This window comes from Lysinibacter sp. HNR (assembly GCF_029760935.1).
In the GTDB taxonomy this organism is placed as follows: domain Bacteria; phylum Actinomycetota; class Actinomycetes; order Actinomycetales; family Microbacteriaceae; genus HNR.
This window is the reverse complement of sequence record NZ_CP121684.1, coordinates 989011-1002685: the sequence shown is the minus strand read 5'-3', so window position 1 is coordinate 1002685 and position 13675 is coordinate 989011. Positions and strand designations below refer to the sequence as shown.

7 protein-coding genes, 1 tRNA gene and 2 pseudogenes are annotated in these 13675 nt (G+C 56.0%); 3 read left to right on the top strand and 7 right to left on the bottom strand.

The genetic code is table 11. The annotated features are described in order from the left end of the window. Window positions 1-171: 171 nt before the first annotated feature. Complete coding sequence (locus FrondiHNR_RS04305) at window positions 172-3591, top strand: hypothetical protein (RefSeq protein ID WP_279354017.1); 3420 nt, start codon at window positions 172-174, stop codon at window positions 3589-3591. Between the two features lie 16 nt (window positions 3592-3607). Here the strand turns inward: FrondiHNR_RS04305 and FrondiHNR_RS04300 are convergent, their stop codons facing one another. Then, on the bottom strand, window positions 3608-4963 hold the full coding sequence (locus FrondiHNR_RS04300) for a UDP-glucose/GDP-mannose dehydrogenase family protein (protein ID WP_279354016.1): 1356 nt from the start codon (window positions 4961-4963) through the stop codon (window positions 3608-3610). Then, window positions 4963-6348, bottom strand: coding sequence for a glycosyltransferase (locus FrondiHNR_RS04295; RefSeq protein ID WP_279354015.1), 1386 nt, complete (start codon window positions 6346-6348; stop codon window positions 4963-4965). The genes FrondiHNR_RS04300 and FrondiHNR_RS04295 overlap by 1 nt, the downstream gene beginning before the upstream one ends. Before the next feature lie 941 nt (window positions 6349-7289). Between FrondiHNR_RS04295 and FrondiHNR_RS04290 the strand changes: the two are divergent. Beyond that, window positions 7290-8489, top strand: a pseudogene (locus FrondiHNR_RS04290) (IS481 family transposase). A gap of 110 nt (window positions 8490-8599) precedes the next feature. After that, window positions 8600-9783, top strand: a pseudogene (locus tag FrondiHNR_RS04285) (IS481 family transposase). A gap of 54 nt (window positions 9784-9837) precedes the next feature. Here FrondiHNR_RS04285 and FrondiHNR_RS04280 read toward each other — a convergent pair. The 5 genes from FrondiHNR_RS04280 to galU all read right to left on the bottom strand — a co-directional run bounded on the left by FrondiHNR_RS04280 (window position 9838) and on the right by galU (window position 13573). Continuing rightward, window positions 9838-9910: transfer RNA gene (locus FrondiHNR_RS04280), tRNA-Ala, on the bottom strand. A gap of 42 nt (window positions 9911-9952) precedes the next feature. Further along, window positions 9953-10798 carry a DUF1206 domain-containing protein gene (locus FrondiHNR_RS04275; RefSeq protein WP_279354014.1) on the bottom strand — a complete coding sequence of 282 codons (846 nt, stop codon included), beginning with the start codon at window positions 10796-10798 and terminating at the stop codon, window positions 9953-9955. 31 nt (window positions 10799-10829) lie between these two features. Further along, window positions 10830-11981 (bottom strand): hypothetical protein, encoded by a 1152-nt coding sequence (locus FrondiHNR_RS04270; RefSeq protein ID WP_279354013.1) that lies wholly within the window; start codon window positions 11979-11981, stop codon window positions 10830-10832. 73 nt (window positions 11982-12054) lie between these two features. Beyond that, window positions 12055-12666: a GNAT family protein gene (locus FrondiHNR_RS04265; protein ID WP_279354012.1), complete on the bottom strand. Its 612-nt coding sequence runs from the start codon at window positions 12664-12666 to the stop codon at window positions 12055-12057. 13 nt (window positions 12667-12679) lie between these two features. Then, a complete protein-coding gene (galU, locus tag FrondiHNR_RS04260; protein WP_279354011.1) occupies window positions 12680-13573 on the bottom strand; it encodes a UTP--glucose-1-phosphate uridylyltransferase GalU in 894 nt (297 codons plus the stop codon). Window positions 13574-13675 lie beyond the last annotated feature (102 nt).

Genomic DNA, 13675 nt, shown 5'->3' with positions numbered 1-13675 from the left:
GTTTTTGCAAAGTTGTAAGGGCGATGAAACTTAATGAGAAAATTGTAATTTATCGAGAATCTGGAATATAATTATCGATATTAGGGTTTCAATTAGTGTGGGCATTTAAGCCTTTACGGTGTATTGGGTACCGTAGTGACACACCCCAGGGGAGGGTAATAAGAGAGCCAGATGCATCATTTCCGTAGAGCACTTACTCAGTCAACAGCAGCCTTTACGCTGATCGGCCTCGTGTTTGCCGGGATGGCCACTCCAGCGCTGGCAACGAACACAGCTGAGCCGGGGGCGACAGTAACGACCTCTCCCGACCCAACGGCCGATACCCTGCTCGGCTCCGGCCCGACTGCCGGAAATACGCTGGTTGATATTCCGGTGGACGATGCAATTGATCGAGTGGTACAGATCACTCCCGGGGTATTTCACACAGTGGCCCTAACGGAGTCGGGTCAACTATGGTCCTGGGGGCGTAATGCCAACGGGCAATTAGGTGACGGCACGTCCACTTCACGACACAACCTGACTCCGGTGGATATGTCGGGCGCACTGGCTAACGAGCGGGTCACGCAGCTGAGCACGCGGCGGGATCAGAGTATGGTGATCACTGAGTCGGGCAAGCTCTTTGGCTGGGGACTGAACAGCGATGGGCGTTTAGGAGACGGATCAACCACTCTTCGGAGGTCTCCGGTTGCGGTGGACATGTCGGGGGCACTCGCGGGCGAACGAGTGACCCAAGTGTCAATGGGACAGTCCAACACACTGGCTCTTACGGAATCAGGCAAACTTTTTGCCTGGGGGGATAGCACCACCGGCTCAAACGGAAACGGAAGAACATCGCCAACACGTCAGACGACCCCGGTTCCGGTCACGATGACGGGGGCACTCGCGGGTGAGCAGGTTACGCAGATCGCAATGGGTACTGGTAACGCATTGGTGCTCACGGAGTCAGGCAAACTATTCTCCTGGGGCTCCGGAACTTCCGGGGAATTGGGAAACGGAGCATTTTCTAACGCTTCGACCCCGGTTCCAGTGAGTATGACGGGAGCGCTTGCGGGTGAGCAAGTCATCCAGATCGACACGTACCAAGGATCTGTTGCTGTGCTCACCGAATCGGGCAAGCTCGTTACCTGGGGGGCAGGTACTTTGGGCCAGCTAGGGAACGGGACCACTGCGAACAGCAGCGTACCGGTAGCGGTGGATCTCACGGGAGAACTGGCGGGAGAACACGTAACCCAGCTGAGCGTCGGCTTTAGCGTTACCGCGGTGATTACCGAGTCGCAAAAACTCTTTACCTGGGGAAGCGGTACGGATGGTCGCTTAGGTAATGGAACGCTTCAGCCTGCGCTGACCCCTACAGCGGTTATCATGACCGGAGCACTGAAGAAAGAGAAACCTCTCCGGGTTATGGCGGGGCAGGGTGGACGGGTGATAACCGAATCGGGCAAGCTCTTCTCCTGGGGTCAGGGGCTTTATGGCCAGTTAGGGAACGAGACGACCGAGAATGCGGTAGAACCCGTTGCTGCGCATCCGACCGGGATCGACGGGCTGCGGGGAGTGTGGTTTGGTGAAAATTACGTACCGGGCGCCCAGATAGAAGATGGTATCGCTTCAGTACTCTCCCCGCCCCACCGGTCAGGGGTTGTCCAGGTAGAGTGGGAAACAGCTTCTCGAGGACGAATTGGGGTCGGGACTTTTCAATACGGTACCGCCCCCACGGTAACGGCGCACCCCCAAAATCTCACCGTGGGTGCCACGGGTACCGCAGTGTTGAACGCTGCCGCATCAGGAGATGAAACTCCCACAGTACAGTGGCAGGCCAGCACCGACGGTGGTGTCGAGTGGACGGACGTTGTGGATGCAACAACGCCAACGTTGACAATTCTCTCCGCCGATCTGGTTAACAACACGCAGTATCGTGCGGTCTTCTCGAACGAGCTGGGGCAGGTCATTACCGATGCGGCGCTGTTAACGGTACAGGCTATACCCGCGGTAACAGGTGGTGCCGTCACGATTCCGGTGAGTGGTTCCACACTCTTCGCCCTCGGTGTTGAGACAGCAGGGAGTATCGTGTCGTCAGTAGTAACCGCGGAACCATCAGTGGGAACGGTGACGGTTGATGAATCGGGCATCACCTACACGGCGGAAAGCACCAGTGGCGTATTTACCTTCGAGGTGACTCACACCGACAACCTTGGGCAGCGCGCCACAGCGGTGTTCACCGTAACGGTGCAGCAGGCGAGCCTCAAAAACGCCAGTTTCAGCGTGTCTTCGGGCGAGGAAACCGTTGGTAGCGGCTCGCACACGGTCACAGTAACACTCCGAGATCAGTTCGATTCCCCTTTCTCTGGACAGGCCGCCAACCTGACAGCAGCAGCAGCGAGTGGCGCACTCGGAGCGGGAAACATCAGTAATTTCACAGAGACCACAAACTCAGGCACCTACACCGCAACGGTGACTTCAACCAGGATCGGCCCGAAGGCGATCACGGCTGCCTTCGGCAGAGAGGAGCTTACCGCTGACGGCAACAGTAGTGCGCTGTTCATAGCGGGGGAAGTATCAATCCCCAGCGCTGACACCTCCTACACGGTCTCTGTGGGACCCCAACTCACTGACTCGGGTAAACACATTGTGACGGTGAAACTGGCTGACTCCTTTGGCAACGGTGTCCCCGGACGCGCAGCCGACCTGCGGGCTTTGGCGTCCGACAGCCTCGGCTCAGGCCACATTACGAATTTCACAGAAACGAGTGTGACTGGAAGCTACACGGCGACCGTACAGTCAAGCAGCGCCGGCGAAAAAGGTATCACGATACTCCACTCCAATTCCCCACTATCCCTCGACGAGAACGGAAACTCGGTTGCACTTTTTGTGGTGCCGCTGATACTGGAAACCACCACGATGGCAGCGGTGGTCCCGGAACACGGGTCCCACACTTTTGTGCCCGAAGTGGTGAGTGGAATAGTCGTAGAAGCACACGTGACGACACCCCCCGTTGTCGGATCGGCCACTATCGATCCGACAACGTTTGACGTCACCTTCAACGCTGGCAGCGCAAATGCAGGAACCTACGAGTTCACCGTACTGTTACGAAGCACCCCGTCTGCCGCCGCCTCAACAGCACCCCTCAACGAGGATGTACCCGGACTAGAAGTCCTAGTCGTACACACGGTGACGATTCAGGCTGCGCCAACTGGCAGTGGTAAACGGATCGAACTCGGCCCCAAACAAACAAGCGTCGTTCTGGCTCCGCTCGCCGAGGTAACGGGAACAAATGTGAGACCGTTAACTCCAGATTCCATCGTTTCTCTGCCTACTTCTGGAAAAATAACGCGCTGGGCAGAAGACAGCGTAGAGTACGCGGTCACCCCAGGATTTACGGGCGAGGAGCGTTTCACCATCCGTGTGTCAGACGACCTTAACCAATACGTTGACCTTGAGTACATTATCGATGTACCGCAGATTGCCACCGACAAAGACCGTTCCTTGGCAACTACCGGCTCAAACGGATCGTTGCTCGGGCTGCTCGCAGCCGGAAGCCTACTCGCTGCGGCAACTGTGGTGCTGGTCCGCCATCGCCGAGCAAAAATGCAGTAGTCAGAATGAGACAGATCTAGCCTGCCAAGGGCGATAAAACCGGAGTTACTACTCGCATATTTAAGTGTCCGGGCGCCCGATAAGTCCACCCTGCCGCAGTCCAGGGCGCCGGGTCAAGCGCATTGCGTGCGTCAATAATCTTCGGCACCGCTATCGTCTGTCTTGCAGCGACCGGGTCAATCCTTGTGTACTCGGGCCACTCTGTCAGCAACACGGCAAGATCTGCGCCCGCAAGCGCTTCGTTGAGATCAACCTCATAACCGAGATAAGGAAGCTGCAGGCGCGCGTTTTCGATGGCCTGAGGATCAGTTGCCACCACCTCGGCACCACCCTCCATGAGACGCCGAGCTACATCAAGGGCAGGGGAATCTCGAACGTCGTCGGAGTGCGGTTTGAACGCCAGACCAAGGACGGCAATCCGTTTCCCTCGCAACTCACCGTCGAGTACTTCGGTTGCAAGCCCAACGACCCGATCGCGCTGACGAAGGTTGACACGATCTACCTCGGAAAGAAAACTGACCGCAGCGTTAACTCCCAGCTCTGACGCCCGTGCTTGGAGAGCCCGAATGTCCTTCGGCAGGCAGCCTCCACCAAAACCGACCCCGGCGTTAAGGAAACGACGTCCGATACGGGCATCGTACCCAATTGCGTCTGCCAGCTGCGTGACATCAGCACCCGCCGCCTCCGCGACCTCGGCCATCACATTGATAAAGGAAATCTTGGTTGCGAGGAACGCGTTCGCAGAAACCTTCACCAACTCGGCGGTCGCATAGTCAGTGATGATCACCGGCGTTCCCCCATCGATCACAGGACGGTAGACCTCATTGAGAATATCTGCAGTCTGCTCCCCGTCCATGCCCGACGGCACACCATATACCAATCGGTCTGGGACAATCGTGTCTCGCACAGCGTATCCTTCGCGCAAAAACTCAGGGTTCCAAGCGACCAGTACGTCCTGTGTCACTTCTGCATACCTCCTCGCCCAGCGTTCGGCCGTCCCCACCGGAACAGTGGACTTTCCGACGACCAGGTCGCCGGGCTTTACAACATCGAGCAGACCCTCAAACACTGCGTCGACGTAGCGCAGGTCGGCGGCTTGGCTGCCCGGTGCCTGTGGGGTACCGACCGTGATGAAGTGGACTTGTGCTTCCTTCACGTCGCTAAGGTCGGTACTGAATCGTAGCCGCCCCGCCCCTACACCTTGCTCAAGCAGTTCAGGCAACCCGGGCTCAAAAAACGGGGCCTTACCACTAGCGAGCGCCGAGATCTTCCTCTCGTCGGTGTCGATACCGACCACCTCGTGGCCGAACGATGCCATCGCCGCTGCGTGCACAGCTCCAAGGTAACCGCATCCAATCACAGAAATTCTCATTATGCTTCCCTGCCTTCCCCAGCGTGTATTTCGATATGAGAGCGCGTACCCCAGCCAAGATTTCCAACCGTGATCATGGCATACCAGCGGAGGACACGCAAAAATGTTAAACTCCACACCGCCGCGAGCGGCGCGGTAGCAAAGGTGAGGACCCGTTGCCCCGTCGACTGATCGCTACGCATCACCGATAGATAACGCACAACGGTCACCGTGTAGAGAATTATTCCTGCGACCGCGCCGCTCGCAAGGGTGCCGGCCGGAAGTCCTCCGGTGAAGATCAGCAGGAATAATGCCGTAGTCATGGTCGCATACATAATCCACTTGGCAAGATGCAACCAATAAGCCCACTGGTTCATAGGAAGGAAGCGCATTCTCCATCCCGAGCGAATAAAGGAGCCGCGCATCCAACGTAACTGCTGACGCCGGTGATGACTGAACTTGGCAGGCATGAGGGTAAATGCAAAACAGCTGAGTTGCTGGACGGCCTTCCCCCGCTCAAGAGCAAAAAGAGTGAGCAGGCTATCGTCTGAGAAGTGTACCGGCTTGCCAAACAGCGTCTCACCCAGATAGATTTCCACATTGTCCCAGATAATCTCGGCACGATAAAACGCACATCCACCAGAATTAACCAAGACGGAATTTAGCCGGGAGAAGGCAGAGCGCTCGAAGAGCTGAAGACCAACCGTGTAGAGATCCATCACCCTGGCCAGTAGCGAACTGCGATAGTTGGTACTCAGGATAACCGCGGCCACCGACATAACCTTGGGGTCTTGGAAAGCCAGGAGAGCCTCACTCACGGCACGAGAATCGAGGATACTGTCGCTATCGACCGTGATGTAGATATCGGCATCAGGTTCGATCCTGGCACCGGCTATCTGTGCGCTCCGCTTACCGCCGTTAGCTTGCTCCAGCCAGGTTCCGCGTACGCCAGCCTCCTGGCTCGCGGCTTCGAACCATGCTCGCACAGCGTTATAGTCGATATCTGGCGAGGATCCGTCATTGGTCACAACGATGGCATTCGGCAGTCGGGTCTGACGAAGAAACCCACGCAGACAGTCTTGGACAGCATCCGGATCCTCATTATAGACAGGAACCAACGCGACAACATTGAGCTCAAGAAAATCGGCTGCGACGTTCTTCCGGCTACCGTGATGACCGCGTGGTCGATCAAGGAGACCAAGGCAGACCTGAATCGAAATCCAGATCACTAACACGATGTAAACGATCTGAACCGAGAATAGTGCCTGGTGGAGGATTTTCCACCCGAACACGGCAGCCGCGAGACCCAGCATGATAACCGAGGCGGTCACGAAACGTGCCGGAGCATAACGGACGGTGGGCAGCGGAACGAACCTGGGTGTTACCTCCAAGGATCGAGAGTTCACCGACGGCCTACTTGCGGCCGACCACGCGAAGGAGGACGGCTGCGACGATCACCACTAAGGCTCCGATACTGACCTGTCCGATAGTTATTATATCCATGTTCATTGACTCCTTCTAATAACGGGTGCGAAATCTTACTGCTAGTCGATACCGCGATAGAGTAAGCGAGACCTAGGACCCTGTTGTCATGCACAGATGACACAGTCAGCTGGCTAGACCTTCCCCTTTTTCAGTCAAAAGATGATCTGTGACTCGAGTGCTCGGCCTCGTTGAATTATGCGTACGAAGTAAACTGCCCACTTCGATGATGCTTCTACGAAAAGACGTTAGAGCTCAAGAGCGTGTGTTTGGAGAGCTGGTCATCCCATAAAAAACTACGTTTTGCACTCGCCCTCCAAGGACGGAAGCTCTCATGTTTGATTGCGCAGCAACACGATTGATGGGTTCACCACGATCGGATAGCGGACAATAATGATCGTGTGCGTCAGAGCAATAGGCTCATCAATTCACACGAATTCGTATCTCAACGCAGTTGTAGATTTTTTGGAACCTGAGTCATCTACGTCGAAAAATGAATCTATGACAGATTAATAGTATTTCCCTATTCCTGCTGCCATCGCGGTACGTGCCGTACCCAATATTGCTAAGCAAGACAATACTTTCATAACCTTTCCAATCTTATTAGTTAAGGCATAATGATTCTTATAAATCAAACTATATATTAAACTTGTGATGCAATCCATAATTATTTAAATATTTTTTAACAAAGCAACAAAACACTTATCTAATTCCGTTTTTATTGATCATTTATGAAAGGATCAGAGAGAATTAAAGCTTTTTCTGGATAGTTTTGTGTATTGTCTTCCACAACTGTCTGAGTTCACGACATACGTCACACCCACCACGGCACACCTGAGTCGCGACATACGTCACAGTCAAACACGTGTCTAAACATCGTGTCATCATCCTCAAAATCCTTGCCCAATAACTCACCGTCAGCGCTGCCGCAGACGAATACGGAATATCCCGCCGCCAACTCCACCGACTCCTCCAACGCGCCCGCACCGAAGGCATCAACGCCAACGCACCCCAATCACGACGCTCGAAAACACACCCCCAACAAACCCCACCCCACATCCAAGAACGCATCGTCACACTCCGCACACAACTCACCGCAGCCGGACACGACGCAGGCCCCATCACCATCGCCTGGCACCTGGAACACGAAGGCCACACCCCACCACCCCCCTCAACCATCCCCCTCAACCATCCGCCGCATCCTCCACCACGCACACCTCATCACCCCACAACCCCGAAAACGCCCCAAAAACTCCCACATCCGACTCGAAGCCGACTTCCCCAACGAAACATGGCAATCCGACTTCACCCACTGGCCCCTCGCCAACGGCACCGACACCGAAATCCTCAACTGGCTCGATGACCACTCCCGCTACCTCCTCGATAACCGCGCATATTCGCGCGTCACAGGCGATCTCGTCGTCGCAACATTCCTTACCCTTGTTGATGAGCACGGGGCCCCGGCATCAAAACTCACCGACAACGGTGTCGTCCACACCGCACGATTCGTCGGCGGACGCAATGCCTTCGAACACATCCTCCCACTCCTAGGAATCACCCAAAAGAACGGTCGCCCTGGCCACCCACAGACTCAAGGCAAAATCGAACGGTTCCATCAAACCCAAAAACGCTGGCTCGCCACACAACTACCCGCTGCAACCTTGCACAAATTACAGTCCCAGTTCAACCGCGTCCAACACGAATACAACGAACAACGCCCACACCGCGCTCTCGACCGCCGCACACCAGGGCAGGCCTACCGGGCACGTCCCAAAACGCTCCCCAGACACCCATCAACAGGTGACGGAAACTACCGCATCAGATACGATCACGTTGACCCAGCCGGGAAAATCTCACTGCGCCGAGCCGGGAAAATACACCACCTCGGAATCGGCATCACCCACGCACGAAAACGATTCATCATCCTCATCGACGAACACACCGTCACCGTCATACACCTCGAAACCAGCGAAATCATCGCCACAAAAACCATCACCCCACACGCAGCTACTGGCGAAATCAGCAACGACAACCAGGCCGCTGGCCAGACCCCCACCAACCGTGACACATGTCCCGACTCATCACAAACGGTGGACCTGAGGGTGTCTGAGTTCACGACATACGTCACACAAGACACGGCACACCTGAGTCGCGACATACGTCACAGTGAAAGACGTGTCCAAACATCGCGTCGCCATCCTCAAAATCCTCGCCCAACAACTCACCGTCACCGCTGCCGCAGACCAATACGGAATATCCCGCCGCCAACTCCACCGACTCCTCAAACGAGCCCGCACCGAAGGCCTCAACGCCATCGAACCCCAATCACGACGCCCAAAATCCAACCCCCAACAAAAACTCCACCACACCTCAAAGAACGCATCATCACCCTCCGCCAGCAACTCACCGCAGCCGGACACGACGCCGGCCCAGTCACCATCGCCTGGCATCTGGAACACGAAGGCCACACCCCGCCCTCCACCTCCACCATCCGCCGTATCCTCCACACCGCAAACCTCATCACCCCAGAACCCCGCAAACGCCCCAAAAACTCCTACATCCGATTCGAAGCCGACTTCCCCAACGAAACCTGGCAATCAGATTTCACCCACTGGACACTCGCCGATGGCACCGATATCGAGATCCTCAACTGGCTCGATGATCATTCCCGCTACCTCCTCGATAACCGCGCATATTCGCGCGTCACAGGCGATCTCGTCGTCACAACATTCCTTACGCTTGTTGATGAGCACGGGGCGCCGGCATCAACACTGACTGATAACGGCGTCGTCTACACCGCACGTTTCGTCGGCGGACGCAACGCCTTCGAGCACATCCTCCCCCTCCTAGGAATCACCCAAAAGAACGGTCGCCCAGGCCACCCGCAAACTCAAGGCAAAATCGAACGGTTCCACCAAACACAAAAACGCTGGCTCGCCACACAACCACCCGCGGCAACACTGCACGAGTTACAAACCCAGCTCAACCGCTTCCAACACGAATACAACGAACAACGCCCACACCGCGCCCTCGGCCGCCGCACACCAGGACAGACCTACCGAGCACACCCAAAAGCACTGCCCGCCCACCAATCACCAGGTGACGGGAACTACCGCATCAGATACGACCATGTCGACCCAGCCGGAAAGATCTCACTACGCCGAGCCGGAAAAATGCACCACCTCGGAATCGGCATCGCCCACGCACGAAAACGAGTCATCATCCTCATCGACGAACACACCGTCACCGTCGTACACCTCGAAACCAGCGACGTCATCGCCACAAACACCATCGACCCCACACGCAGCTACTGGCGAAATCAGCAACGGGAGCCCGGCCGATGGCCGAACTCCCGTTGACTGTGACATATGTCGCGACTCATGTGAGACATATGTCCCGACTCATCACAACGGTGGACCTGAGGGGAATTGAACCCCTGACCTCCTCGATGCGAACGAGGCGCGCTACCAACTGCGCCACAGGCCCCAGCAAGAAGACACTACCACGTAACGAGACACCTTGCGGGTGTTAAGGCTCGTTTCGTAAATATCGAGCACGAGAAAAAAGATAAAACCCGTACATCACAAATCCAAAGGCAACAGCCGTCAGAAGAAAATACCCAAACGGCAACGATGCAACATATTTGAGAGCACCGTCCAAACCACCCGCCTGATCCGGGTCTGCAAAGATTGCTGCGGCGATAAAAAGCCCACCCACAATGACAAAAGCAATACCCTTGGTCACGTGTCCGGCCACACCACACACCCGGATAATTATATTGCGAATACCGCCGGGAAAATTAATCTCAACCCGAAACCCCTGGGACACTCCCCGATAAGCTATCCCCAACCCCACAGCTATGATGATTGCACCCACGAGAAACAAAACGATTACTCCGCCGAATGTGCCCAACATCATTTTGCTAAACTCTTGCGAACGGCGTTCCGCATCTGAGTGTACCCCCAGGGTAAAGAAAAGCGTTGTCCAACTCATGGCTGCAAACCCCATCGCTTTTGCGATCTCCTTCAGCCGCCCCAACCAAAGCTTTGAAATCCCCGAAGCGCTCACCCACACAGCACCCGTCAATTGCCACACCGCAAGCCCTCCCAGCGCAAACCCCGCGCCCCAAAGAAGAAGAGCACCGCCCGGAGAGCGCGAGATAGCACCGAGCGCACCGGCCTGATCAGCGTCACCGCTGCCGCCCTGAGCGATAGTAAACGCAATAACACCGATCAGTATGTGTACGGCACCATTTGCGATGAGACCCACTCGCGCCGCAATGCGTACGGTCCGATTTCCGTGTGTCTTTCGAGCCGCGTCTTTCATCCGCAACCCGGGCTCCGCCGACATACCCGCCTGCGAGCGGTTCCTCAACCGCTCCGTCTTATTCTGTGTTGATCGAGAACTAGCCAACGTTGCGTCGACGACGCAGCACATCGTCAAGGTTGGCAAGACCGGGCTCATCAACCGTGTCGACAACCCCCATTGAACGCAATCGTGCGGGATCCGACAGCTTTCCGGTTACGGAACGCTGGGTACTTTGCTGACGCGAACCCGCGGTAGAAGATGTCGTATCAGAGGCCTCAACATCAAATACTGCCGTATCCGTCCTCGAAACAGGGGTGCGCGCGGAGATGTGAGGGATCCGTGCGGCACGCTCTGCCGCACGACGTAGGTCGTCAGGCACTACCGTCGCATTACGCTGCGGAGCCTGGACCCGAACCTCTTCTTGAGCGGTCGTTTCACGGGTCAGATACAGGGGCTTGGGTAGCTCACGCGGCACCCACAGGCGATCGTTGCCCTTCTCCACCGGCTCTTCCGCTGCAGCAACGGGAGCCTCCTCCCCCATCTCAAACTCGTGCACGATAGTGGAGGGAAGCGCTTGAGTGAGCCGCTGCGGACGGGGAGCAGCAACTTTCAAACCCACAAGACCCATAGCCACCGTGACGCCGCCAACGGTAAGCACGGTAGCGGTTCCACCAAACGCAATGGACACCGCGCCGATCACCACCGTGATCAGCCCGGCCAAGAGGATAAAAGCGATTGATGCTCGTACTCGCCTAGCACGTGCCCTGCGAGCTTTGATCAGTGCCTCTCTCTCCGCCACGCCTCCCCGAGCATCCCGGCTGCTACGCGCACGGGCCTCCGTCTCCGCCATCTTCTTTGCCTCCAACTGTGCCTCACGAGCTAGCCGTGAGGACTTTATTTTTGCGATACGCTCCGCCTCAGCGGCCGCAGCCTCGGCCTGACGCCTGGCCCTGATGGCCTCGGCCTCCGCCTGAGAAACTTGTTTTTTGCGTTCCGCCTCCTGTTTCGCCAACTCGCTACGCAGAATGCGTTCCTGAGCCGCGGCCTCCCTCGCATTTATCTCCAGGTGTATCTCGCGGGGAGCCTCCGTTGACTCTGCAAGCACTCGAAGGGTGCGCTGTATTCGAAGTGCGTTTTGTTCGGTAGCGGCAAATTGCCGCCGACGCATCCACAGGGGCAAGAAATAGACAGCCCAGAGCAGCGCAGCGATACCAACGATTACACCGCCACCAAGTACGTCTCCTGTCATACCTCCAGGGTATGAGACGTTTTACATTACGGGTGTATCGTTAGTGGGCGTGTTTACTGAGGATCTCATCATTTTAATCAGCGGGGGTATTCACCGTGTGCTGCCAGCGAGCCAGCACCCCATCGGGGACCTCTTCGGCAACCAGAGCAAAGCACTCGTGGTCTCGCCAATCACCGTCGATGTGAATGTAGCGATACCTCCGACCCTCGTAGCGAAACGCAAGTTTTTGTACTACTCGCAGCGATGGACCGTTTTCTGGGCGAATACAGATTTCCATCCGGTGTAGCCCCCGGGTAAGGAAGAAATAGTCGGTTACGAGTGCAACCGCGGTGGGAATGATTCCGTGCCCTGCGACCTCCTCAACGATCCAGTAACCAAGTGAGGCAGAATTGAGCGACCCGCCCGTGATACCGGAAACGCTGAGCTGTCCGACAACCCGACCTCGGTACTCAACCAGATAGGGCATTCCGAGCCCCTGACGCGCATTGGCAAGTAGATTACGAATAGCCTGGCGCACGCTAAACTGCGTCACCAGGGGCCCGGGAATCGCGGGCAAGCTCGCCTCCCAGCGCTCTAGCCAGCCACGATTTTCAAGCAGTAACCGCTCAACCTCTCGAGCATCCCGAAGACGTATGGGGCGCACCGTAACATCTCTAAAGTTTAGAGTCGGAGCAAGTTCAACCATAATACCTCGCTATTTACGGAAGACTGCCAACGAACGATTTTAACCACGTCACAAGCTCTGGACCAATATCTTCGCGCTCAATCGCTAGACGAATACTCGCCTTAATCCAGTCAGCTCGGTCACCCGTATCGTAACGTCGCCCGCGAAAGATCACACCGTAGACACCACCCGCAATGCTCTCGTCGGTGGCGAGGGATTGCAGGGCATCCGTGAGCTGAATTTCTCCGCCCTTACCGGGAAGGGTCTGCTTGAGAACATCAAAAATTTCGGGGCGTAAAAGATAGCGACCAATAATCGCCAGGTTAGAGGGCGCCTCCTGCGCTGACGGTTTTTCTACCAACCCGGTCACACGAACCACATCCGGATCATCAGTTGCCACGGTGGCCGCTGCTCCGTAAAGGTGTATCTGCGAGGGATCAACCTCCATCAACGCAACAATAGAAGCCTTGCGGTTGTTTAGTTCATCGATCATTTTAGTGAGCAACGGGTCCCTGGGGTCAATGAGGTCGTCACCGAGAAGAACTGCAAACGGCTCGTCACCCACGTGCATCTGTGCCCGTGCAACCGCATGCCCCAGCCCCTTCGGTTCTCCCTGGCGGACAAAGTGAACCTCGGCGAGATCGGTAGACTTTGTAACGCGCTCCAATCGTCCCTCGTCGCCCTTATCAACCAGTGTTGCTTCAAGCTCGGGAACGCTGTCAAAGTGATTGGCTAAATTGTTTTTGTTACGACCCGTAATAATGAGAATATCTCTGAGGTCAGCGTCCACCGCCTCCTCAACAACATATTGAATTGCCGGTTTATCAACAACAGGAAGCATCTCTTTGGGCATAGCTTTTGTTGCTGGAAGAAAGCGAGTTCCCAGTCCTGCCGCGGGAATAACCGCTTTTCGCACATGGTATGTCATGACTCCACAATACCCAACTCCATCCTGTCCACAAGTTCTCACAGTTGCCGACCTGCTGCGACAACGTTCACCGGTATAGCTACCGAGCTAATAAGCTAGTGA

Coding starts and splice junctions, on each gene's coding strand:
- FrondiHNR_RS04305 (WP_279354017.1), top strand. CDS start 172: ATGCATCATTTCCGTAGAGCACTTACTCAGTCAACAGCAGCCTTTACG.
- FrondiHNR_RS04300 (WP_279354016.1), bottom strand. CDS start 4,963: ATGAGAATTTCTGTGATTGGATGCGGTTACCTTGGAGCTGTGCACGCA.
- FrondiHNR_RS04270 (WP_279354013.1), bottom strand. CDS start 11,981: ATGACAGGAGACGTACTTGGTGGCGGTGTAATCGTTGGTATCGCTGCG.
- FrondiHNR_RS04265 (WP_279354012.1), bottom strand. CDS start 12,666: ATGGTTGAACTTGCTCCGACTCTAAACTTTAGAGATGTTACGGTGCGC.
- galU (WP_279354011.1), bottom strand. CDS start 13,573: ATGACATACCATGTGCGAAAAGCGGTTATTCCCGCGGCAGGACTGGGA.